The sequence below is a fragment of the Paenibacillus vandeheii genome (assembly GCF_030433635.1).
Classification (GTDB): domain Bacteria; phylum Bacillota; class Bacilli; order Paenibacillales; family Paenibacillaceae; genus Paenibacillus; species Paenibacillus vandeheii.
This window is the reverse complement of record NZ_JAROCD010000021.1, coordinates 1-24745: the sequence shown is the minus strand read 5'-3', so window position 1 is coordinate 24745 and position 24745 is coordinate 1. Positions and strand designations below refer to the sequence as shown.

General features: G+C 39.1%; 25 protein-coding genes and 1 riboswitch. Of the genes, 4 read left to right on the top strand and 21 right to left on the bottom strand.

The genetic code is table 11. The annotated features are described in order from the left end of the window. Positions 1-134: 134 nt before the first annotated feature. The 3 genes from P5G61_RS29260 to P5G61_RS29250 all read right to left on the bottom strand — a co-directional run bounded on the left by P5G61_RS29260 (position 135) and on the right by P5G61_RS29250 (position 1254). Positions 135-371 (bottom strand): glutaredoxin family protein, encoded by a 237-nt coding sequence (locus P5G61_RS29260; RefSeq protein ID WP_024634435.1) that lies wholly within the window; start codon positions 369-371, stop codon positions 135-137. A 47-nt stretch (positions 372-418) separates the two neighbouring features. Next, a complete protein-coding gene (locus tag P5G61_RS29255; RefSeq protein WP_024634434.1) occupies positions 419-622 on the bottom strand; it encodes a cation transporter in 204 nt (67 codons plus the stop codon). Positions 623-933: 311 nt separating this feature from the next. Further along, complete coding sequence (locus tag P5G61_RS29250) at positions 934-1254, bottom strand: metal-sensitive transcriptional regulator (RefSeq protein ID WP_024634433.1); 321 nt, start codon at positions 1252-1254, stop codon at positions 934-936. A 149-nt stretch (positions 1255-1403) separates the two neighbouring features. On the opposite strand from P5G61_RS29250, the gene P5G61_RS29245 reads away from it, so the two are divergent. Continuing rightward, positions 1404-2993 (top strand): multicopper oxidase family protein, encoded by a 1590-nt coding sequence (locus P5G61_RS29245; RefSeq protein WP_024631552.1) that lies wholly within the window; start codon positions 1404-1406, stop codon positions 2991-2993. Positions 2994-3287: 294 nt separating this feature from the next. Here P5G61_RS29245 and asnB read toward each other — a convergent pair whose 3' ends face one another. The 9 genes from asnB to P5G61_RS29200 all read right to left on the bottom strand — a co-directional run bounded on the left by asnB (position 3288) and on the right by P5G61_RS29200 (position 13836). Continuing rightward, positions 3288-5183, bottom strand: coding sequence for an asparagine synthase (glutamine-hydrolyzing) (gene asnB, locus P5G61_RS29240; protein ID WP_024631551.1), 1896 nt, complete (start codon positions 5181-5183; stop codon positions 3288-3290). Between the two features lie 206 nt (positions 5184-5389). Continuing rightward, positions 5390-5863 (bottom strand): C40 family peptidase, encoded by a 474-nt coding sequence (locus P5G61_RS29235; protein WP_024631550.1) that lies wholly within the window; start codon positions 5861-5863, stop codon positions 5390-5392. A gap of 5 nt (positions 5864-5868) precedes the next feature. After that, a riboswitch (cyclic di-AMP (ydaO/yuaA leader) is annotated at positions 5869-6002 on the bottom strand. Between the two features lie 166 nt (positions 6003-6168). Beyond that, complete coding sequence (locus P5G61_RS29230) at positions 6169-6876, bottom strand: response regulator transcription factor (RefSeq protein WP_024631549.1); 708 nt, start codon at positions 6874-6876, stop codon at positions 6169-6171. Positions 6877-6977: 101 nt separating this feature from the next. Further along, the gene (locus P5G61_RS29225; protein WP_024631548.1) at positions 6978-8369 is read right to left on the bottom strand and encodes a sensor histidine kinase; all 1392 of its coding nucleotides are present in this window, start codon (positions 8367-8369) and stop codon (positions 6978-6980) included. A gap of 106 nt (positions 8370-8475) precedes the next feature. Continuing rightward, positions 8476-9096 (bottom strand): NAD(P)/FAD-dependent oxidoreductase, encoded by a 621-nt coding sequence (locus tag P5G61_RS29220; protein ID WP_024631547.1) that lies wholly within the window; start codon positions 9094-9096, stop codon positions 8476-8478. Between the two features lie 271 nt (positions 9097-9367). Further along, positions 9368-10276: a WD40/YVTN/BNR-like repeat-containing protein gene (locus tag P5G61_RS29215; protein WP_024631546.1), complete on the bottom strand. Its 909-nt coding sequence runs from the start codon at positions 10274-10276 to the stop codon at positions 9368-9370. A gap of 264 nt (positions 10277-10540) precedes the next feature. Further along, positions 10541-11527 (bottom strand): stage II sporulation protein P, encoded by a 987-nt coding sequence (locus P5G61_RS29210; RefSeq protein WP_024631545.1) that lies wholly within the window; start codon positions 11525-11527, stop codon positions 10541-10543. A gap of 434 nt (positions 11528-11961) precedes the next feature. Beyond that, a complete protein-coding gene (locus P5G61_RS29205; RefSeq protein WP_024631544.1) occupies positions 11962-12522 on the bottom strand; it encodes a YdhK family protein in 561 nt (186 codons plus the stop codon). A 996-nt stretch (positions 12523-13518) separates the two neighbouring features. After that, the gene (locus tag P5G61_RS29200; RefSeq protein WP_024634614.1) at positions 13519-13836 is read right to left on the bottom strand and encodes an NAD(P)/FAD-dependent oxidoreductase; all 318 of its coding nucleotides are present in this window, start codon (positions 13834-13836) and stop codon (positions 13519-13521) included. Between the two features lie 150 nt (positions 13837-13986). Between P5G61_RS29200 and P5G61_RS29195 the strand changes: the two genes are divergently transcribed. Continuing rightward, a complete protein-coding gene (locus tag P5G61_RS29195) occupies positions 13987-14355 on the top strand; it encodes an ArsR/SmtB family transcription factor (protein ID WP_435874304.1) in 369 nt (122 codons plus the stop codon). Beyond that, positions 14342-16471, top strand: coding sequence for a heavy metal translocating P-type ATPase (locus tag P5G61_RS29190; protein WP_301249745.1), 2130 nt, complete (start codon positions 14342-14344; stop codon positions 16469-16471). The genes P5G61_RS29195 and P5G61_RS29190 overlap by 14 nt, the downstream gene beginning before the upstream one ends. A gap of 270 nt (positions 16472-16741) precedes the next feature. On the opposite strand, the gene P5G61_RS29185 is transcribed toward P5G61_RS29190, so the two are convergent. The 9 genes from P5G61_RS29185 to P5G61_RS29145 all read right to left on the bottom strand — a co-directional run bounded on the left by P5G61_RS29185 (position 16742) and on the right by P5G61_RS29145 (position 24008). Further along, positions 16742-17596, bottom strand: a complete 855-nt coding sequence (locus P5G61_RS29185) for a cupredoxin domain-containing protein (RefSeq protein WP_301249744.1) — start codon at positions 17594-17596, stop codon at positions 16742-16744. A 375-nt stretch (positions 17597-17971) separates the two neighbouring features. Further along, entirely contained in the window at positions 17972-18409 is a 438-nt protein-coding gene (locus P5G61_RS29180) for a protein-tyrosine phosphatase family protein (RefSeq protein WP_029881694.1), read from the bottom strand. Position 18410: 1 nt separating this feature from the next. Continuing rightward, entirely contained in the window at positions 18411-18836 is a 426-nt protein-coding gene (arsC, locus tag P5G61_RS29175; protein WP_024634603.1) for an arsenate reductase (thioredoxin), read from the bottom strand. Between the two features lie 56 nt (positions 18837-18892). Next, positions 18893-20275 (bottom strand): arsenic transporter, encoded by a 1383-nt coding sequence (locus tag P5G61_RS29170; protein WP_301249742.1) that lies wholly within the window; start codon positions 20273-20275, stop codon positions 18893-18895. Beyond that, a complete protein-coding gene (locus P5G61_RS29165) occupies positions 20272-20601 on the bottom strand; it encodes an ArsR/SmtB family transcription factor (RefSeq protein ID WP_301249741.1) in 330 nt (109 codons plus the stop codon). Before P5G61_RS29165 ends, P5G61_RS29170 begins: the two co-directional genes overlap by 4 nt. Positions 20602-20732: 131 nt before the next feature. Beyond that, positions 20733-20960, bottom strand: a complete 228-nt coding sequence (locus P5G61_RS29160) for a hypothetical protein (protein WP_301249739.1) — start codon at positions 20958-20960, stop codon at positions 20733-20735. Between the two features lie 28 nt (positions 20961-20988). Beyond that, positions 20989-22026 carry a flavin-containing monooxygenase gene (locus P5G61_RS29155; RefSeq protein WP_301249738.1) on the bottom strand — a complete coding sequence of 346 codons (1038 nt, stop codon included), beginning with the start codon at positions 22024-22026 and terminating at the stop codon, positions 20989-20991. Positions 22027-22095: 69 nt separating this feature from the next. Beyond that, entirely contained in the window at positions 22096-23511 is a 1416-nt protein-coding gene (locus P5G61_RS29150; protein WP_301249737.1) for an NAD(P)-binding domain-containing protein, read from the bottom strand. 68 nt (positions 23512-23579) lie between these two features. Beyond that, positions 23580-24008, bottom strand: coding sequence for a MarR family winged helix-turn-helix transcriptional regulator (locus tag P5G61_RS29145; RefSeq protein WP_301249755.1), 429 nt, complete (start codon positions 24006-24008; stop codon positions 23580-23582). A 161-nt stretch (positions 24009-24169) separates the two neighbouring features. Here P5G61_RS29145 and P5G61_RS29140 point away from each other — a divergent pair, with 161 nt between their 5' ends. Continuing rightward, on the top strand, positions 24170-24457 hold the full coding sequence (locus P5G61_RS29140) for a GNAT family N-acetyltransferase (RefSeq protein WP_301249735.1): 288 nt from the start codon (positions 24170-24172) through the stop codon (positions 24455-24457). Positions 24458-24745 lie beyond the last annotated feature (288 nt).

Genomic DNA, 24745 nt, shown 5'->3' with positions numbered 1-24745 from the left:
ATATTTACCCCATATAGAAATTTCTATTCATGGCGGCATTTCAGAAGATAATCTACTACTCTAGAGTGTGAAAGAGGATAATTCTGTGCACATTTCACAATCGATGGAGTGAACCGAAATATCATTTAGGGTTCTTATCCAAGAAGTGTTTTTTCAATTTCTTGACGATTGAAGACAAATCCGAAATAAACTTTACCTTCAATGAAAATTGTAGGGACCAAATTTTTACCTGTTCGTTCGCGCAGAAGGACAGCATTTTCTGGATGATCAGCTATACTAAACTCTGTATACGGTATTTGATGATCATTTAAGAATTTTTTGAAATTTTTGCAATCTTCACAAGTTGGCGTTGTAAATACCTCGACATGCATACGCTTCACCTTCTTCTAACTTGAAGTAATGATTCAAGAAGATCATGTTATTCGACTATGTCGTAGCCTTGATTTTCAATTGCTTCTTTAATATCCGAAAACTCTAGTTTGGTTTCGTCAAATTTAACTTCAACCTTACCTTCCGCGAGAATTACTTTTCCTTCTACGCCTATTTGATTTAAGGCACCTTCAATTGAATTTACACAATGCCCACATGACATACCTTTTACTTTTAGTGTAACATTTTCCATTTTTCATACTCCCCTTTAATTGAGTTTAAATATATGTTATTTCATTGAGGCATGAACTCTTTTGATTAATTCATTCACTACTTCAATATGCTTTGTTGACTCCATTAAGTGCACCTGCAGCGGATAGGAGCATTAGGCCTCAATGATTGTTTGTCATTGGACCATTAACTTCATCCTATATTGTCCAAATGAATGACTTTTAATGTACATCACCTCCTTCATTAATACCATACCCCCCCTCACTATATTTGTCAAAGTATTTAGCTGTAAACAAAAAAAGAGTTTTTGCAAACCCTCTTTTGTTTACAGCACTATTTGATTAATTTATTTATGGTCACTAACAATTCATCTATAACTTCGTTTTCACCTTCCTGAATTCGTTCAATTACACAGCTTTTCATGTGATGCTCTAACAAAAGTTTTCCAACACCGTTCAAAGCCGATTGGACTGAAGAGATCTGATTCAGCACATTATCACAATAGGTATCTTTTTCGATTAATCCTTTTAGCCCTCTAACTTGTCCTTCAATTCTGTTAAGTCGGTTAATTAAATTATTCTTTGTTTTCTCAGAATGATGGCTCCTGCGTTCTTCCGTGTTGCATGACTCATGCTCTTGAATTAGGTCTCCCATTTTCCGATCACTCCTCATTATTTTATCTTATATTATACTATAGCCCCCCTATACTATACAAAATGAAATTCATCTACATTATTTCTACATATATTTTCTATACTATTATCGTTATTACCAATCAAATACAAAACGGTGGAGGAAAGAATATGAAATTGATGCTTTTAAAGAGGTTTATCGTAATTGGTTCTTTAGCTATTCTCGCTACGGGATGTACTAATGCGATTAAAAATAATGCAATGGAAGGAATGGATCATTCAAACACGAATAATCCTACTTCGGCTGGTTCCAGTCCTGTGAAATTCACATCTAGTACTCCAGTGGTAAATGGCAAAGAATTTACGATCACCGCACAAGAGAGCAATCTTGAAGTTTCCAAAGGTAAGATATTACCTGTTTGGACTTTCAACAATTCTGTCCCCGGACCTCAAATCCGTGTAAAGGTTGGAGACAACGTAAAAATCAATCTAAAAAATGAGTTGAATCAGCCTGTCTCCATTCATTGGCACGGCTACCCCGTTCCGAATAACATGGATGGCATTCCTGGCGTTACACAAGATGCCGTTGAACCAGGTAAAACATTTACGTATACGTTCAAAGCTAATGTACCAGGTACCTATTGGTATCATTCTCATCAAGACAGTGTAAACCAAGTGGATAAAGGCTTGTACGGTTCCCTTGTTGTTGAGGAACTGAAAAATGACTATGACCGGGACTATACTCTCATGTTAGATGAATGGATGAGTTCCAGCGACATGAATACGAGTGATTCCGACAATATGGGTATGAAAGAGATGAATCATAATGAAATGAATATGTCCGGATCGGATATGAACATGGACGAGAACACTACGGGTATGGGCGGACATGATATGAGCATGTATGACCTATACACGATAAACGGGAAATCAGGTACTGCCATTGATAAACTCATGGTTAAAGAGGGCGATAAAGTTAGAATTCGCTTAATTAATGCAGGATACATCAGTCATCAAATGCACTTACATGGCCACAATTTTAAAGTAATAGCGTCGGATGGACAGCCCCTAAATGAACCCGAGATGATAAAAGATCAATTACTTTCTATAGCTCCTGGAGAACGTTATGATATTGAATTTACAGCTGATAATCCAGGCTCCTGGCTACTTGAAGAACATGGAATTGAATCGCCGAAACAAAATATGAAAGCCGTTATCCAATACGAAGGTTCAAAAGTTCAAAATGACAATTCCAATACTTCAGCTACGCTTCCTGTGTTTGACTTCGAAAAGTATGGTAACATGTCAGATCCATTATTTTCGTTGAATGAGATATTTGATCAAAACGTGACAATGAATTTAAATACGGAAATGAAAGATGGAGAAATGGTGTACACCATTAACGGAAAGGTATTTCCGGATACAGATGTCATAAAAGTCCAGAAAGGTGACAAGGTCAAAGTTACTTTTGTGAATCAGTCCAAAACGGATGACCATCCTATGCATCTCCATGGACAGTTTTTCCAAGTGCTAAGTAAAAATGGTCAATCCTATCAGGGGTCAACGATCATAAAAGATACACTAAATGTTAAACCAGGGGAAACTTATGTTGTTGCTTTTGAAGCCGATAACCCTGGAAATTGGATGTTCCATTGCCATGACTTGCATCATGCTTCCGCGGGAATGGTAACGGAAGTCATGTATACAGATTATGAAAGTAACTATACACCTGATCCGAGTGTGGAGAACGTAGCGGAATAAATAAGTAGCATTGATTTACTCTTTATTAAGATCTGCTAATAATACGTTAAAAGATAAACAGAAGAAATTATAATGCGGCGATCTTTCCCGGAATGTAACCGAGGATTGGTTGCCGCATTTTTTTAGAAACACCTTAATTGTAAAAAAGCGATACTGTTGCGCTTAAATGCATATCATTCTCTTCTATTAGCTAGCATACCAAAATCCCCCAGGTATAGAGAACTCATTAAAATGAACTCTAATCCGAGGGGACGATATTTCAGAACTATATTGGCGACGTTACTGACTTTTTTATTACAATATCATTCTATTGGAAGATGGACCTGAAAAGGAATACGCACGATCTTCAATATATATTTGATGCCATAAGATAAATACAAGAATGGTCCACAATTTACGGCTTGCATCCAATTTCCCTTCCTTATGGATCTCAAGTAGCTGCAATACATACGTTTTATTGATCCATTGATCTACGTCTGCTGTCATAATCAGATTCCTAGCCCATGAATACCATTCACTTTTTAACCATACTCTCGTTGGGACAGGAAAACCTAATTTTTTTCGTTGCTGTACATCAGGTGGAACCACATCTTTCATAGCATCACGGAGTAATAATTTAGTTGCTGTGGGTGTAACTTTATACTTAGTAGGGATGGTAGCAGCTAATTCAAATACTTTGGTATCTACAAAGGGAACGCGAAGTTCCAAGGAATTTGCCATCGACATTTTGTCTGCTTTCATTAGGATATTCCCACGTAGCCACGTATGAATATCAATATACTGCATCTGTGTGACTTCATCATATAACTTCGCTTGTTCATAAAGTGGCTTAGTCACCTGCTGGGTTGGTTTACATACTCCCTGCTCCGATAACCATGGTGCTAATACCTTACTTTTTTCATGATCCATAAAAATCTTCGCATTTCCAAAGTAACGTTCTTGCAGAATAAGACTCCCTCTTTCCAAGAATCCTTTGCCTTTCATGCCGGTAGGCAGTAATCGTCCAAGATGTCCTGCAAGACTTCTCCATGGACCTGGAAGACCCTGAAACATGCGGAGAGCATAGGGTTCCCGATAAATGTTGTAGCCACCAAAAAATTCATCTGCACCTTCACCTGAAAATGCCATCTTAACATGCTGACTAGCCAACTTCGATACAAAGTAGAGACCCACGGCTGATGGGTCTGCTACTGGCTCATCCATATGCCATATTAGAGAAGGTAGTATATCTATATAGTCGCGGGCATTAATCCGAATTTCATGATGCTCAGTCCCTAAATAGGCTGCTGTCTTCCTAGCATCATCCAATTCACTATAGCCCGGCATATCAAATCCAACGCTGAATGTTTGGGTTGGCTCCAAGCGATGAAGTAAACCAACTAAACTGCTTGAATCAATACCACCCGATAAGAATGCTCCCCTAGGGACATCTGAGTTCTTATGAATACGAACAGATTCCGTTATTACTGATCGTGTTTCCTCTACTAAATCGGAATACGACCTACTTTCATGGGGCTCAAACTTCACTTCGTAATACGGTCTGATGGTCATTCCATTATTCTGTACAATCAAATAATGGCCTGCTTTCAGTTTATGGATCTCTTTGAACATCGTTAGAGGTTCAGGTACATATTGAAATGTGAGATACTGATAAAGAGCATTTTCATCCACTTCCCTATCAATCCTACCTGAAGCCAGCAACGTTTTAATTTCAGAGCCAATCATGTATCCGGAGGCGGTCTCACTGTAATAAACAGGCTTGATTCCGAAATGATCCCGTGCCGCAAATAAAAGATCACTCCTTTGATCCCATATGGTGAACCCAAACATGCCTCGTAAATAGTTGACACATTTAATTCCAACGTCCTCATAAAGCCTCAGTAATACTTCGGTATCGGAATCTGTATAAAATGTATACCCCTTCTGACTCAACCAATCCCTCAACTCTTTATAATTATAAATCTCTCCATTGAATACCAACCAAATATCTTTGTTCTCATTGGTCATGGGCTGTGCCCCGTGCTCAATATCCAGTATACTTAGTCTCCTAAAACCCAGACCGATATGATCATGGATATATATCCCTTCATCATCTGGGCCACGATGAGCTATGGAGTCCGTCATCTGTTGCAGAATGTTTGCATCTACTGGCACATGATATTTGTTATATAAACTTACAAATCCACACATTGGGCTAATCTCCTCTAATCGATATAAGATTAGTTTAGCCTTCATGTATGTGGAATCTGTGTAAGAATACTGTCTATATCATAAATCACGTTCTTTTAAGTTATCTATATATTTACTGGATTAGTTCATTGGAGTGATTCTATATGTTCGAGGCAAGTTGTAAACAAAATGGACAAACCCGTCTCCTCACGGGCTTGTCCATATTTTTAATGACTGTCGTCAATCATTTTAAGATAGTTCTGCTCGCTAACCACTCGGCGAGCTGTAACATATCTGGATTTATAATAACTTTCAGATAAGCTACTAATTCGAACACCTTTACTGCTTGATGAATGTGCAAATTGATTGTTACCTACATAAATGCCCGCATGGGAAATGCTGCGACCATTTGTATTGAAGAAAACGAGATCTCCTGGGCGTAGTTCTTCTTTTTCTACAAACGATCCCTTTGTTGCTTGCATACTAGAGGTGCGCGGCAAATCTAGTTTAAATGCATTAAAAACATAAAGGATAAAACCGGAACAATCAAAACCTGATGTTGTGGTCCCACCATAAAGGTAGGGCGTTCCAACCACTTCTTTTATTTCTTCAGTTAGTTTTGCCTGACTAGCAAATGCTCCCGTTGCTGTGGAGGTAAATAAAACTGCTGCTCCAAGCACCGACAAAATGACCTTTTTCAAACTTTTGTTCCTCCCTTAGATGCCTACGGAGTTAGCTTAAGGATTCGGTTAAAGGCTCCCTATATTCTTATCTTGCAAGAATAATTCACCCAACAAATGGTTCCCCCGTTTTCAATACGAAATTCGGCAAAAATAGTTAAATGTTTGTAACCTATAGAGTATTATATTGTTATAATGTGTGGATTTTATGTAGAATTCTCATATATCTTACTCTACAAAAAATGAAAAGACCGTCCCCTGTTAAATTCAGGGAACGATCGCTTCTTAGGACAAATTCTTTTTTTTACCAGCTTCTACTTATAAGCTCAAGGCTCTTCTACACTATACAACCACTTATATCCTATGCCCCAAACTGTTTGAATGGGATTCTGTTCTAATCCAGCCAACTGTAACTTCTCGCGGATATTTTTGACGTGGGTGTCCACGACTCGGTTATCCCCAAAAAAGTCACTTCCCCACAGACGTTCAATGATTTCATCTCTAGAGAAAACTCTTTGTGGGTGCTCAGCCAACATAAGCAAGATATCAAGTTCCTTTTGGGTTAAATCCAGATTTGTGTCTAATACCAAAACTTGTCTTCGATCTGGATAAATAATCATGTCTGAATACACGATTTTTCTACCGACTTCTTTTAGGCTCGAAGACTGTGAAGATCGTCGAATAAGTGCAAACAGGCGAGCGATGAGTTCATCTGAATTTACAGGTTTCACCATATAATCATCAGCACCCACTCCTAAGCCATGCACCTTATCCTTCACATCCCCTCGAGCAGTAAGCATTAATATAGGAGTTTCACTAAATGCTCTGATTTTTTTACAAAGATGCCAACCATCCATATCCGGCATCATAACGTCTAATAAAATGACATGATACGAATTTTTCTGAAGATAGGACAGTCCTTCGGTTCCATTATGAGCTTCCGTAATATCAAAACCTTCTTTAGTTAAATAAATACGCAATAGATTTCTCATATTCCATTCGTCATCAATAACTAATGCTTTCAACTTGTTCATATGGTCATCACCATCCAATACAAAAATCTATAGATATATTACAACATAGCCGTTCTTCTTACTTTAATTTTCAAATATCATTAGCTCAATTGTTTTACATATTATATTTTGGAACTATGTGATTTCAATGAAGAAGACGTGATGGTCGGAAAAATTATTTTAAATCGCGTGCCCTCTCCAATTTTACTTTCTACCTGTATTGTTCCTCCTTGTTGTACTACAAGACTTTGAACAATAGACAGCCCAAGTCCAGTTCCTCCATATGCCCGAGATCTGGATTTCTCAACTCGGTAAAAGCGCTCAAATATATTCGGAAGTTCTTCTGCTGAAATTCCGGGTCCCGTATCGCAAATACTTATCGCCACCCCACCTGTTTCAGAACTTAAAGAAACTTGAATATACCCCTCAGCTGTGTAACGAATGGCATTATCCAACAGATTAAGAATGATCTGTTCCAGTCGGTTAGGGTCTACAAAAATATGAGGTACGGAACTCAGGTTACTTTGAATCGTAAGATCTTTCTCTTGGGCTTTTAATTGAACCTTATCTATAGACCTTTGGATAATCGAAGTGGGTGCGACAGACATTAGTTTTAAGTCAATTTTACCTTCCTCCATCTTAGACAGTTCAAAGAGATCATTTATGATTACATTTAAACGTTGTGCTTCCTCAGAAATGATTTGTAAATATTTTTTCTTTTCTTCTTCATTTTCCACCAGATTTTTAGCCAATATGTCTGCATACCCTTCCATATAGGTAATGGGTGTTTTCAATTCATGAGAGACGTTGGCAAAGAACTCCGAACGATTATCTCGATATTGTTTTAATTCTCTAGCGAGGTCGTTTATGGCTTGTGACAATGAACCAATCTCATCTTTAGTTTCCACCGGAATTTCAAGATTCAGTTCTCCTTTGGCAATTTGGCGAGTTGCACTTTCAATTTTCAGTAATGGATTCGATAATTTTTTGGATAGAAAAAAGATGCAACCCAACGCCAATAACAGTGATCCAAATCCAGTTATAAATAGTAAATTTCTGATCGTTTGGATCGATTCTTTCATCTTTTCTAGAGAACTAATCACATAAATCCCTTTGACCGTTGGATTAGTGGTCACGGGGATACCATGAAGCAGGTAAAGTTCGTTATTTAATGTGAATTCTCTTTCCACCTTCTTCCCTTCAAACAATTTATCATTGTCCCAGATATAGTCAGGGAGAGTTGAGGCGTCTGAAGTCTTTGATTCAATGAATGTTCCTTGTGCGCTCAAGATATACATCTGGACCCCCGTAAAATCGGCCATTTGTTCTGCACTGTTACCTTGCTCCTCAAGCATAGTAGACAAATGTGCTGCTAACTCGTTGGCTTCATCGTGTACTTTAGATGACAAAAAATTCGTGAATATGAGGTTAAGTACAATGCTTAGCAATATTAAAATCCCAATAAACAAGCTGAAAATGGTAAAACTGAGTTTTAAATGAATTTTATTCCACACCGAATATATCACCTTTTGATATCATTATTAGGAAAATAAAACAGTCGCCATTATGGCGACTCATAAATATTTCCCTGTTTAATTTATTTTTGCCATTTACTATAGATTAAAGCACTCTCTTTAATTCTTCAGCAGTGATTCTCTTCAAAAACTTACTGAATTTTTCCTTACCTTTTGCATGAATTTTATAATAATCAATTATTTTCATTACAGTTTGTGTCACTTCCGCTTCCGTTAAACCAGCTAGAAAAAGTTCTGCCAAAGAAGCTTTGATCCCTTTTGGATCTCCACCTATATACATATCGAATTTATCTTTCATTTTAACGATTCCGATATCTCTCAAGAGGGGTTCACTAGTCCCAAGTGCACACCCAGCATATCCGACCTTAAGAGGTGTCGGTGTCAATATCCCCGCTATAGCTTGATTTAATTTTAGAGCAATGTCTATTCCAGACTCCTCAGCTCCTCTGCAAAAATTGCAAGCGATCAGGGCCTTAGTTGCATAACCTGCAGGGTTTACCTCAAGTCCAATGCTTCGAAGATTGTCAGTTACGACTCCTTCTGATTCAGCCGATATTTCAATATAAAATTGTTTAAACGGAGTCATCTCGGTCTTTTGCTCTGGCCCAACAAGTTTACTGATAGCTGAAAGTTGCACTGCAGTAAACAAGCTACCTCCTACTTGAACTGGTGGGGAAACTGCAATCATCAACCTTTCATTATTCACTTCTTACTCTCCTTTAATCGATTAATGTTAAAGCCTTCTTCATGTATAAAGTACTCATTTATATGACTGTATCAAAGCAATTCTTACCAGGTTCCACCGTTTAGGGTACATGAGTGCACTGAGTTATCTTTAGAATACCCCCCTATAGTATAATTTTCAAGCTTTTCTTTACACATTAAATAAGATTAAATTAAATTAGCTCATGCTGCTTAACCGTACCTCTTGGGCCTTTCATAATAAGGATAAGAGTATACCTCTAAGGTTTATTCTTTCATGATTCCCTTAAAGACCATTTCTCTCCACCATCATTGCTTTCATAGACCGAATACTGATCTGTTACAATGATGAGCTTATTCGGATCTTGTTTTGAACTTTTGATCCCCAAAGGCATCTCACCATCTAAGTCTACGTCGAGGTTAGACCATATTTTCAAATCAGTAGATTTTAAAAATCCACTTTCTGACATGATAATCGTCCTTCCATCGGACAAAGACAGTACTCCGTATGCCGGCTCATTTGTAATCTGAATTTGTTCCATATCTCTGCCCTTGTCAGTATAGCTAACCAGCCCTGTTTCCGTTGCAGCCAAAATGGTTTCTGTAGCCGAAGGAAATATAGAAATCGAATAAGCCCCTTGAGGTATGCTTCCGACTTTTTGCCACTGTTCCCCACCATCTTTCGTTTCGTACAAATTGTTGTCAGCACTAGCCAACAACGCAATTAAGTGACTTGAATTCCTCAGATCCATCGCTAAGTAGTGAACATCCGGCTCATTGGGTTTTGCTTGATTGGGAAGTCCATTCTCTGTAGTTTCCCAGGTCTCCCCTCCATCATTAGAACGTTTCACAAAACCATGGCCTGCGACAAAGATGTTCATGGGATTATTGGGATTCGTTTCAATTGCCATGACATCACTTGTCATAAGTTCTTTACTAGCTCGCTTCCATTTTTGATCTACAAATTCATATACTCCGTTATGAGTCCCCATCCATATGGTTGTATCATCTTCTACAAAACTAAAGATATGAGGATGGGTGGTGGTCTGGGGTGTTAATAGATCCAAATTTACTTTCCTGTCTTCTCTGCCCTCTCCCCAAATAATAAAACCGAAAAACACCACTAATGATAATGCGAGATAAAAGCCCATACCCAGGGAAAACCCTTTTTTCTTTTTTTGCATTGATCATTCTCCTTGCCTTTAATAATGTTATGTCAGTATAGTGAAAAATTGTGAAGATTCTGAGTGTATTGACGGAAATATGCAGGAGGATACTCTATAATCACATGATGTAATAACCTAAAAATATATATATATTTCAACCATCTGGAGCCATATGGTCACAGGATTCCTCATGAGTCAGCCTATGATCAGCTTTTAGTAGGGGGAAAATCAATAAAAAACCCAATCAGCAAGAGCTAATTAGGGGGAGTGTATATCTTACTATTATGAAAGTGTTGATCCATGGTCTTCATGCCAGATTTGGTGGATCACATCGGCCAAGATCGAAATCGTTCTATAATTTTCTTCAAGTACATTTTCTACGCCGCCGATTTCGATTAAGGCACTAGATTCGGCAAGCGATTGGTTGTATTTCCCGTTACCACTAGAATGATCTTTTGAGTATATTCCCTTCGATATTCCAGGTATTTTCTTGTTTAATTTATTCTGTAATTTGGTGGCAAACTCCATCGTTTCCTTCCAATTGGGATTTTCTTTTCCTACCACAAAATATAATTGTGCATAGTTAAGTTTATCAAACACAATGGTCGTCTGATCTTTGGGTTGTGAATCACGATGGATATCAAAGACGTAGTCAATGGATTTATGATTAGACAATTCCTGGCTCAATGTATCCTTTGAATAACTATAAGATTTAGCGTAGTCGAAGTTCTTAACTATACTTGGATAGTCCGCAGTAGATTGAATCACATTCATCCCTTTCGCTGTTAGTTTTTTAGTGAGGTCCTCTCCCAATAAGGTGACATTAATATTAGAATCAAATGCTTCATCTGCGGAGGTTTTACCTTGCAGCTCCGGTAACCAAGATTCACGGTTATGAGTATGATAAATAAGAATTTGCGGTTGAGTAGATCGTGAAGCACTTTTTTGCTGGTTTGTGTTTTTCGTCGCGGTTATGTTGTTTGGCTTCTTAGTCACATGCTCATGGTTTGTATTTTCTGTTTTAGTCGATTGGTTGGTTATCTTATCTTTAGAAGTCTGAGTACCCTTACTCAGTTTGGTTATTTCTTTAGATTCTATGCCACCTGTTTGATCTGAAGTAATGTTGTTCACCACTACCTGGCTGCGTGGAGGTACGCTTTCCTCTACAGGAATGAAGTCAATGTACATAGGGATAACTTTCAAGGAGATAATGAAAGATGATAGAAATGTAAAAACGACTAACTTACTCCTTCTTCTTCTTCGTGCCATTTCATTTTCACTTCCTTTTTCATTTTGTCTCTACCATTTCTATTCGCTTTTTCATAGAATAGAACAACATTCCGTATCCCAGACCCACAATAAAAATAGAAAGACCCTCATAGCTTTTCTTAGGATTTATATAACAAAGTCTGTTCTTTTTTTCATATATTCTCCATAGTTTATAGATTCCCTCATGTTTACACAGTTTTTGCTTGTCTTCATGGGGAGAGTTATCGACTTAAGGACTAGAGTTTGTAACGAATAGAAAAGCTACCCGGTACGATATCTATTAAGGTAAACATCAATCTTCCCTATACATATTAATTTTGAACACTAGAGACAATTAAAGTATGTAAATTAACTTCAACCCAATATCATAAACCTTGATGTTGCGTAGAAAAAGAAAAGAATGACGTCATTTCTGACGTCATTCCATAAGGGATCTATTTTGTTGAAAGCTCACTTTCAACTAACCATTGGTGATTTTTAACCGGGTTTCCACCGGTTGCTGGTGTATAATCGACCATATAAACCGTTGTTTTCTCAGCTGAGTCAATAGTTGCCTCAGCACCCATCATGCCTTCCATATGGTCAGCTTCAAGGGTAACTTTGGTCCCTGGTTTTAAGGGCTCGCTACCTGCATCTTTGATTTCTTCTTGAATAACCCACTTATGATTAGGTATTGGATCACCTCCAGTGGTTGGAGTAAAAGTTACTGCGTACGCTACAGTATCATATGCGCCTACTACTTTTGCCTTTGCTCCGTTCATGCCTTCCATGTGATCAGCATGGATGACGACTTCGTCTCCAACTTTATAAGTCGGATTCTCGGCTTCTTTTATGCCCTCAGGAACCTCTCCCGATCCTGAATGATCCATCTCACCCATATTCGAGTGCTCGCTTTCTGTAGTCGTATTGGAATTGTTGTTGTTGTTCTCCTTGTTCCCACATGCACTCAACACCAATAAAACTGCCAAGCTAAGTAAAATCAGTATTTTCTTCACTGTTATCACACACCTTTACTTTTATTTTTGTACTTATGCGTGGGTGTAAATCGAGTCACTTTAACATTTTACCCAAAAACATTGAAGATATTGTGAAGATCCACTTATTGATCCATTTTATTTATTTAGGAGGACATTCCTTTTCTTTAGGAACGGTACATTGATTAACATCTATTAACAATCTCTTTGTCAAATGCTTCGTAATACTCGTTTATAAACTCTTCCCATTGTTGATCCTTAGAGCTTTGGTCCTTCATCTGGAATTCAGCTAGGTAAAGTGTGATCAATGATTAATCCGGAACTTCGGCAATCCATGAAGAGTCAATAAATTATACTGGCTTAAATCCTGCTTCTAAATACGTAAGTATGAAATCTGGGACTATCTTTAATGCAGCTCAATACATATACCTATCTTAATTTTTACTGCCCTTCTAAATAAGTTCGAAGAATAATGCGACCTACTCGGTGGATCTCTTGTCGTTCCTGCTCATTAACTCTCTTGGTGTATGACTTATAAATATTTGCGCTTGGATAACGTTCCCCTTGATGGAAAAAGTGGGAGAATCCTTTCTCAAGACTAATGTAACACTTTGCTCGCAACACTTACATCAGAATCCATATTTTGAGAATGAATCCGATACTCCTCAGTTAGGAAAAAGAAAGCCGTATCAATATCATCACCTAATAACGGTATCAGAAGTCCGTCAGCTAACCATCCTTAATTAGGAATAGCTGTACTAGAAGATTCCTTCGGTAATATACTGGCAGGTGCAATAAAATTATCGACCGCAGTTTGAGATAAACGTAGTTACAATTTTAGAGTTTGCTACCTGTGTTTGAGCACCCGAATTTCCGCCACCAACCACTACTGTATTTCCTGGGCTCAATTGATCTGGGTTTAAGTACTCTGAAGAGTACTGGGTAACATTCTCTGACAATGAATTGGAAAAGGACAGAGTATTTTCACATGGTAAGGGCCTGTTGCAACGATGATGTTCAAGCCTCAAATATACCTTCAGTTGTCTCTGCTTTAAAGTTACCATCCTTCCAAAGCCGTTTAATAAGACATTCCAGTTTTACGGGTAGATCCATTTTCTTTGCATATGAGTCAAGATAGTTTGCAATCTCATCTTTACTTGGCAGTCCATTCTGATCACCTTCTATCGGCATGCCAGATAACCCGTCGTACATACGAGGCGTAAAGAGATGGAGTGATTCGTAGCGGCGTGAATCGTCTATTGATGATGCATCGTCCAGAATGATAAAGTTTAAACCAGTTTGTTTTAGCGGCCAATCCTGCTTGTCCAGCACCAATAACTAACACATCGAACATAGTTATCCTCCTTCAATTGAGTTAATGTAGATTAGCCTGTTTAGTATCAATCAAACTTACGTTTGATTGAATAATTAAAATATGGTAGTGTAACAATCAAACACATTTTTGATTGACTGGAGGATATATTTATGAAGGATAGTTGTGAAATTTACTGTTATGACGAGCCTAAAGTTCGTAAAGTTCAAAAGGCATTAGAACAGCAAGATATAAAGGGCATGGCCAAGATGTTTAAGTTGTTGGCTGATGAAACTCGAATGAAGATCGCGTTTGTTTTATGTGAAGAAGACGAACTTTGTGTATGTGACGTGGCCAATATTACGGGATCATCACTTGCTACCGCATCTCACCATTTGCGGTCGCTAAAACAGCTTGGAGTAGCTAAATACAGGAAAGAAGGAAAGTTGGCGTTTTATTCACTGGAAGATGATTACGTACGCCAATTAGTTCATTTAGCTTCAACACATAGCAAGGAGTTGATGACGCATGCAACAACATGAGGAAGAAATAAGTAACAAAGAGGTCTATCGTGTACAAGGGTTTACCTGTACAAACTGTGCCGGTAAATTTGAAAATAACGTAAAAAGTCTTCCTGGTGTCACAGACGCACAGGTTAATTTTGGGGCAGCCAAAATAACCGTTATGGGAAATGCAACTGTCGAAGAGTTAGAAAAGGCAGGTGCTTTTGAAAACCTAAAGATAACGCCTGAGAAACAACGGGTTATAGAAAAGAAAGAGCCTTTTTGGAAAGAGAATTGGAATGTGCTTTTGTCCCTTTTATTGATGGCGGCAGGTTATTACTTGGCCTCGTACTATGGAGAAGAAGCCTTGGTTCCTGTAATGGCATTTGGAGCGGCCATAATTATTGGCGGATATGAACTGTTTAAAAAAGGGATCAAGAACTTATTTCAGCTGCAATTTGATATGAACACGCTGATGACTGTTGCCATCATTGGAGCCGCTGCCATCGGAGAGTGGGGCGAAGGTGCTGTTGTTGTGTTACTCTTTGCCATTAGCGAAGCATTAGAACGGTATTCAATGCAAAAGGCTCGTCAGTCGATCCGTTCACTTATGGACATTGCCCCTAAAGAAGCTCTGATTCGACGTGATTCTGCTGAAATGACCATAAGTGTTGATGATATCCAAGTTGGAGACGTTATGATCGTCAAGCCAGGACAAAAACTGGCTATGGATGGAGTTGTAATAAAAGGAACGTCGACGTTAAATCAGGCAGCAATCACGGGAGAGTCTGTTCCTGTTGCTAAAACTGTTGACGATGAAGTGTTTGCCGGAACACTAAACGAGGAAGGGTTGCTTGAAGTCAGAGTTACTAAGCATGTTGAAGATACAACAATCTCCAAAATCATTCATCTCGTGGAAGAGGCACAAGCTGAACGGGCACCATCTCAAGCTTTTGTGGACCGGTTTGCTAAATACTACACGCCTGCAATTATGGTGCTGGCTTTGGGCATTGCGATTATTCCGCCTTTGTTGGGTGGGGACTGGGGAGATTGGATATATCGTGGGTTGTCCTTGCTTGTAGTAGGGTGTCCTTGTGCATTGGTTATATCTACACCAATTTCTATTGTTACTGCTATTGGGAATGCAGCGAAAAACGGTGTATTGATTAAAGGGGGCATCCATCTTGAAGAAGCTGGGCGCATTTCGGCTGTTGCATTTGATAAAACAGGTACCCTTACTAAAGGATTCCCGGAGGTAACGGATATTACTGTTTTTGGTGAACATAGTAAGGGCGAGATGCTTTCCATTGCTGCTGTAATTGAAAAAGGATCACAACATCCACTAGCATCAGCGATTGTACGAAAAGCTGAACAAATGGGGGCGGATCTCTCCCTTTCAGTTGATCACTTTCAATCAATCACAGGGAAGGGTGTCAAAGCCTCGGTCGGACAACAGCAATATTATATTGGTAGCCCTAAACTGTTTGATGAACTGGAAGCTGAGGTATCCATTTCAATACGTGAACAAATTACCATGTTTCAGACACAAGGGAAGACGGTAATGGTGCTGGGGACGCAACATGAAGTCATTGCCTTAATTGCGGTTGCCGATGCCGTACGTACTTCGAGTAAGGCTGTTATTAATGAATTACATTCTATAGGCGTAAAAAAGACGATCATGCTCACTGGTGACAACCAGGCGACAGCTAACGCAATTGGGCAGCAAGTAGGTGTAGCAGAAATTAAAGCAGAACTGTTACCTCAAGACAAATTGGATTACATCAAGAAGCTCCGAGGAGAGTATTCTCATGTAGCGATGGTGGGTGACGGAGTAAATGATGCACCTGCACTTGCGGCTTCCACTGTGGGTATAGCCATGGGTGGCGCAGGTACTGATACTGCTCTTGAGACAGCTGATATTGCACTGATGGCAGATGATTTAAGAAAATTGTCTTACACTATCCGTTTAAGTAAAAAAACACTGGCTATCATTAAACAAAACGTAGCTTTTTCCTTAGGGATTAAGTTGTTAGCTTTAATACTTATCGTTCCCGGATGGTTGACCTTATGGCTTGCAATTCTGGCTGACATGGGAGCAACTTTGATTGTGACCCTTAACAGCTTAAGACTTTTAAAAATTCAAAAAGAAAAGTAATACGATCCGACCGCTGAAAGGCGGTCCTCTTTGTAATTACTATACTACCCTACTCGTTAGCTTAACGAAAAGACAGCCGACTAATTAGTCGGCTGTCTACTTTAATTATAGCATTTTATTGGATCTCCCAACAAACTTATGCTTCTAAGTTGCGTTAAAGAAATCATGATAATTTCTTAAAGCGGCCATTGCACGCCAAACTATGGGTTAAGTCACATGAAAAATTTCAAAAGAAAAGCTTTAAATGCAGTGAACTCAGTCAAAACTCAATTATACAACTGTAATAGTCCCATAATACATATACATCCCACAATTGAAATGATAAGTTCCAGGTTTCAAGTCACTTAAGGTAATGAAGTTATCCCCCTTTTCAAGATACACATCTATACCTAAATCAGCAGACTCAACACTTCTTATACATGTATAACCTGTTGGTTTAAGGAAATTAATTTTTGTAGGTACACCGGCTTTAACTACAATATTCTCTTGGCTAAAGCCATCCGATTTTACATCTACTGAAATCACTTGATATCCTGCATTTTCTTGAACAGATTTCTGTTCTTTTGTTTGCGCATTAACTACAGGGTTTTGATTCTCTTGATACTGATTAAATAGCAGCAAACCCACCGAAACAGTACCAAAGGCAACAGTTATTATACCTGCACTAAAGGGCACGCTAATCCCACTGCTCGTTGTTTTATTGGTTTTAACTGAATCTGAATTTGTTAATTGAAGAACAACACAAAATATAAGGATAAACACGATATCAACAAACAATGCCATGATATAAGTAAATCCAAGCATAGATCCGAGCATGGCCCCCATCATTCCACCCATGATTCCAGCTAACATGCCATCTAACGATGCCAGTACACTCACAGGCTTTCCTGTAAAGTAACCGGTCCCCAAACCGAATAAAATAGCGATGATGGTAGGGACAGCCAAATCATGATCAAACACAATGCCTAGTTGAAAACCAAGGGCAAGACTAGACATCATCCCAATGCTCATAGCAATCATCATTCCAGGCATACCTGTGACTCTATCTTTTCGTCTATAGGTATTCAGCACAATGTATCCGGATAGAACGATAATCATTACTATACTTAATAATGTAATTAGCATTATAAGCCTCCCGATATATAAAATTTTAAATAATCATGTACTACACATTGTAGTGTATTTATGAATAGAATACAGTTTAAATTCGAAACATTCAGTAATTGTTCATAAAATTACTGTGCTATTTAGGCAAACGGCTCAAAAAAGAACGTCTATTCTAGGTACAGAATATAGCCAGAAAGGCTCCGAGAACATAAAAATAGTCCTTAGGGAGATAAACTAGATATTTGATGTGCAAGCTTCAAGTATGTAATTTTAACCTACTTAATGCAAATTTTTTCCTTTAGTTGAACAAAAGCAGCCGATCACATGGATCAGCTGCATCTTTGTAATATTGAGCTATAGTTTCCCGTTAGCTTAACGATTAAAAGCCTCGTTTTAGTATAATTTCTTTAATAATTCCTTTTGCGTTGGCTTAATATTAATGATATTTCTGATGTGTTTTGCCTTTAACTCAGCATCCTCAATTGTACTGGCTAACCCTAGTTCTAACAGTGTTCCAGCTGCAACGGTCCCCGTTCTGCCCTTGCCACCCCCACAGTGAAAGGCAACTTTCTTGCCGGCGTTATAAGCTCCAACAACCTCATCAATTGCTTGTTTAAAAAGTTCGGCTTCGTTTTCTTTCGTGTTGTCATCAAGCGGAACCTTTACCCACTTCACATGAGCTGCTGGATATGCACATTCTGTTGCTTCTTCCCGCAGATCCACCACGACTTCAATACCTTCATTAAGAACCATTTCCTCTACGTCTGCAGCTCCGCCCATAAAGATTTTATCCGCAACGAGTGCATGGTACTCCTTTTTAGCATGATTCATCTTACTTACCTTCTTTCAAGAATTGCTCAATTCGAGCCTTAATTGAATCACGGACTTCGGCGAACGTAGCTGTGATTTCTTCCTCTGTACCTGTCGCCTTAGCTGGATCATCGAAGCCCCAGTGCCATCTTTCGGCTTTGTCATTACGTACAACCGGACAATTATCGTTGGCATGACCACAAAGCGTGATGATGTAGTCTGCTTGCTTTAAGATCTCAGGATCAATGACATCTGATGTATGATTGGAAATATCTATCCCAGCTTCTTTCATAGTTTGAACAGCGCGAGGATTTAAGCCATGCGCCTCTAACCCTGCACTTCTCACCTCGTATTTGTCACTACCAAGCGCCTTTAAAAATCCATCGGCGATTTGGCTTCTGCAAGAGTTTCCTGTACACAAAAAGTAAACAAGTGGTTTGTTGTTCATGATTATTGATCTCCTTTATCTTTGGGTTGGCTTACTTGTACTTTCGCTTCGCCCATTTATGAGTTAATTAATGTTTTTATGATCATAGCGATAACAACCAATGCTACTGTGATTACGGCAATCATCAACCAAACGTTTATGCTTGTTGAATGAATCAAGTGTAGCCACAAATACAGTCCTGTTAACGTGATAAAGAGCGTTGGGATGGTGAGCACAATTCCAATTTTGAAATAACTTCCCCACGTGATTTTTACATCTTTGCGGGACAGTACATGTAGCCACAAAAGTGTGGCGAGCGATCCAATCGGTGTGATTTTTGGACCCAAGTCGCTGCCGATAATATTGGCATAAATCAGCGATTCCCGGATGACACTTTGCGTACTCGTTCCATCAATAGCAAGCGCATCAATCATCACTGTCGGCATATTGTTCATAACCGAAGACAATACTGCAGCTAGAAAACCCATACCAAGTGTGGAGATGTAGAGCCCTTGGTCGGCAATAGCTTGAATGACCTTACCAAGTTCATCCGTCAATCCTACATTTCGCAGTCCATAAACGACGACGTACATACCAATGGAGAAAATCACGACTGCCCATGGAGCCCCTTTAATGAGCTTCCAGGTTTGAATAGCGTGACTCCGTCGTGCAGCTAAAATAAACAAGATGGCAATAACCCCAGCGATAACAGACACCGGAACTTGAATGAACTCGCTCATCAAGTACGCAATCAGTAGCACGGCTAAGATCACCCAAGATATTTTGAACAGTTTCTTATCCTTGATCGCTTCAGCTGGCTTTTTGAGCTGACTGACTTCGTAGTTTCCTGGAATGCTCTTTCTAAAGAACAAGAATAAGACCAGAAGACTCGCTAATAATGAAAAGAAATTCGGAATAATCATACGACTTGCATACTCCACAAATCCAATACCAAAGTAATCCGCAGAAACGATATTGACAAGGTTGCTAACGACGAGCGGAAGTGAAGTTGTATCTGCAATAAAACCACTTGCGATGATAAAAGGTAAAATCATCTTTTGATCAAATTTGAGCGCTCGGACCATGGCAAGCACAATGGGTGTTAATATCAGTGCGGCACCGTCATTTGCAAAGAACGCTGCTACACCTGCTCCAAGCAGCACAACATAAACGAACATCAGCTTGCCATTACCTCTTGCGAGCCTTGCCATGTGTAATGCAGCCCATTCAAAAAATCCGATTTCATCTAAAATCAGCGAAATTAAAATAATGGCTACGAAAGCAAGCGTGGCGTTCCATACGATTCCTGTGACCGTACCTACATCGGATAGACTTACGACTCCAAAAAGGAGAGCAAGGACAGCTCCAGCTGACGCTGACCATCCAATATTCAGTCCTTTAGGTTGCCAAATCACAAAAGTCAGTGTAAGTAAAAAGATTAAAATCGCGATAATGGTCATGCTTCCTCCTGAGGACCGCAGCAGTTTTTCAATCCTGCTATTATATCTTTCATGGATGGCAGATACGGATACACACACTGAACATATGCTTCTGCATCTGGATTAAGAGAGTAGTACACCCACTGCCCTTTTTTCTTTTCATTAAGGAGACCGGCTGCCTTTAGTTTTCGAAGATGCTGACTGGCGTTTGGTTGTGACATGCCAATAATGTCTGTGATATCACATACACAAAGTTCTTGTTCCTGAAGTAGCGCAACAATGGTCAGACGTGTTTTATCAGCTAATAATTTATACGCCTCAGCCATCTTCTGAATTTTTTGTTCCATATGTACCCCCTGTGAAGATTATGGTCGGATTCATTTAATGATATAATCATATAATAAATCACTTATATAATCAACGACGAATATAAAGAGTATTAGTACACAAAAAAAGTCGGCAATAAAGATTGCCGACTTTACTCTCGAACTAAAAATTCACATTTTGATTTAATAAAATAATGACCGTCTTTCATCTTAACTATATCTTTCGTTTGATACTCAATGACTCCACCTTGATCTAATAATTCATCATGCTGATATACCTCTACATGCCATTGTTTTAAGATTGCATCATTAAGTTGTGCTGCGGTATACAAAAGTGTGCCCTTCATTATAGTCACCTCAAGAATTGTTATAATCACCAATTATAACATCCTCCTGAGATTCAATAGCTCACAATCTTTTCACAAGTGATTGTACAACTTTTTTCGCATCTTTCCCTGAGCCTCGAATCGTCGCCGAAGCAAATGAGGTCTGCCATGGTATACCTACGAAGTGAATACTTTCATCGGTTTGTTTTAAAGGTACACCAGATGAATCAAGAACGTTCAATCCACTAAGATATTCGAAATTCGGAATATAACCTGTGGCATAAATAACTGTATCCACATTTTCACGAGTCTCATCTGCCCACACTATCCCATTTTCCGTAAAAGCTTTGAACATCAGTTTGGCATCTGGCTTACCTTGATCGATAGCACTTTTATATATACCGGTATCAAGGACACCGTCACTGCTTTTTTGCAATAATCGTTTGCCCCAATTGGTTTGATCAAGCCTAAGTATAGTTAGCCAAAAGTGAATATCTTTCCCTACAATGACCTGCGGCTTGAATTTGATCGGGCTTCTAGATGCAATCGTTACATGAGCAGTCCTAGCAAGTTCAACCGCTATTTGGACCGCTGAATTGCCTCCTCCCACTACAATGATCCGTTTATTTTTAAACTCTTTCTCATTTCGGTAGTCTTTGGCATGAAGCATTTCCCCCTTAAATTCATACATGCCAGGAATGTCTGGAGTATGAGGATTTACGAATGCCCCACTTGCACAAATGATGGACCTTGTTCGAAACTGTTCTCCGCTTAAGGTATGGACTGTATAGATATTGCTTTCCTTGTCTACCTTGATTACTTCTTGCCCTGAATGTATTGGAAAATTGTATGTAGCCGCATAAGACTTTAAGTACTGAACAACCTCATCTTTACGCGGATAAACATTTGAACCGCCTGGAAATGCGAGTCCTGGCAATGAGGAATACGACGCAGGTGAAAACAACGTTAAGCTATCATAATAATTTGCCCATGATCCTAAATGCTCTTCACTCTTTTCCAGTAAGATAAAGTTCCGTTTAGCTTCTTGTAAGTAGTAGGCTGCTGCCAAACCGGATTGACCACCACCAATAACGATGCAATCATAAATCATGTTTTTCATTTCTCTCCCTCCTTCTATAAAAAAAAGCTACTGCATCACGTTCCGGATGCAGTAGCTTCAAATTCTTGTTTATCCGCAGCAAGAATTTGATCCTGCCTTTTCTGTTTTTGAAGGAGAGCAGCGATTCGAAGATGATGTTTCCTCCACTTGAACCGGTTCACAGCAGCTGTCCTTGCTATTAGCACCAAGACTGCAAACCCCCGTCTCCGGCAGTTCCAGTTCTACTTTTTGAGCTGACTCCATATCTCCCACCAAAGCCGCTACAATGGATCTGACTTGCTCATATCCCGTTGCCAATAGGAAGGTTGGCGCTCTTCCATAACTTTTGGCACCCACGATATAAAAGTCCTTTTCAGGTTGACGCAGTTCTTTTTCGCCATGTGGTCGAACTGTACCGCAGCTGTGTACATTGGGGTCAATCAATGGTGCAAGCTCATAAACACAGTCTAAGCTTGGGTCCGTTAATACCCGAACTTCTCTCACCGTTGATAAGTCAGGACGAGAGCCTGTGTTACCTACAATTTCATCGATGTGATCTATAACCAGTTGTTCATCTTTAATGGTTCCGGAAACCTGGATCTGTTCACCTTGTTTTTGAAGTTCTTCAATATGGAATCCTGTCAGGACCTTTACAGCACGGGATTCAACCACTTTTTGAATTCGAGTACCCAGTTCACCCCTTGCCTGAAGCCCATCTAATTCTCGCCCGCCATAAACATCCTCAATATTTGCCTTTCGAATAGTCCAAACGATTTCAGTTCCCGACTCCTCTTTTTGAAGCTGGGCAAGTTCAAGCAACGTGTTGATCGCAGAATGTCCGCTTCCTACAACAAGCACCTTCTTGCCGCTATAACGATTTTTCTCTTTTCCTAATACAGCAGGAATACCGTATGAAATGTGACTATTAAGCGCTTTTTCCTCTTCTGAAAATATACCGTCTGAACGAAGCGGGTTGGGATTGGACCATGTCCCAGAAGCATCGATAACAGCCCGTGCTTCATAAATAAACGAAGATCCGTTTTGTTCAACATGGATCACAAACGGCAGTTTCTCACGCCCATTTGTTTTCACCTTACTTAACCCTTTACGACTGATCGCGGTAACTTTCGTATTCAAATGCACATTTGGACTTATTTCAGGTAGCGCAGCCAAAGGTTTTAGATAATGCTCAATAATCTCCTTACCCGTTGGGATTGTTTCGTTCTGTGGAGCAACCCAATTCGCCTTTTGCAGCAACTCTTTAGCAGCTTTATCGATGTTATACTGCCATGGCGAGAACAGTCGTACATGTTCCCATTTTCGAATGTTTGCCCCCACTTCATGTCCAGCTTCAAACAACATAAACGGCTCACCTTTTGATATGAGTTGTGCTGCTGCCGCAAGACCAACCGGTCCAGCTCCAATGATTACAACAGGTAATTTGCCCTTCTCTTGTACTGGTGCTTCGCAGCAGCTCACTTGGTTCACAGGAATATGTTTAATCATTTTAGTTTCCTCCTCTTAATTACTTGCATTTTGCAAATATTTTATTAAATAAATGGGATAATTATTTATTATCCCAGTGGTGTACAGCATACGCTGGATTTCGCCATACTTTCGTTTAACAGTTTGACTGCGTTGATCACCATATCCCGTTCAAATTCAGACATGTGCGAAAAGACTTCTTTTAAATAATCATTCATCTGCTCATCAATGACCGTAGCAACAAACTTACCTTGTGTAGTCAAGGATAATATGTAAATCCGTCGATCTTCAGGTAAGGGCGTTTTTTGAACCAAACCCAACTTTACGAGACTTTGAACCTGGCGGCTAAACGTCGTGATGTCTATGGATAGTGCATCTGCCACTTGCTGAATGGATGGATTAGGCTTACGATCAATTTCATAAATGATATGACTTTGAACAAGTGAAATATCCAGCCCTCCTGCGGTGCAGCAGTTTTTATCCAGTATTCCAAAACGTCGTGTCATGATCTGAAACATCTCTCTTACGTTGTTTTCCAATGACCTCACCTCTTGTTATAGTTATACCCTTATTATTTGCAAATTGCAAATGTTTTTTTTATTTATCTATTCCCCTTCCCATTTCAAATTAGATTGTGATATATAAACATATACAATAACAAAACATTGGAGTGATCAACATGGTAATTCTGCGGCAAGCTACCGAAGTAGATCTGGGAAGCATTCTGCCTATTTATAACCAAGGTATTGAAGACCGCATTGCCACGCTAGAAACAGAGATCAAAGATGAAGCTTACATGTCTGAATGGTTTAACAAGCACCAGGGGCGTCACTCGGTGCTTATAGCCGAACAAAATGATCAAGTGGTTGGATGGGCTTCTATTAATTCATATAATTCTAGAAGCGCGTATGACGGTGTCGGTGACCTCTCCATTTATATTCATCGTGATCCTCGCGGCAAGGGATAGGCAATCAGTTGCTTAAGAAATTAGAGGATATCGGTAAGCATATGTATATAATTTTGTTATAAAAATAAATGGAAATGTATTCTCTATTTTTTATCAGTCCTATACTGTATATCCCTTCTCTCTACTTTTTTATCAAAAGTCGAGAACTTCAAGGTACATTTGTCTATAACTATGTGCAAATACTGGATTTTTTTTGAACAATCACTGAATGTTTCGAATTTAAACTGTATTCTTTTTGTAAATGCACTACAATGTGTAGTACATGATTATTTAAAATTTTATATATCG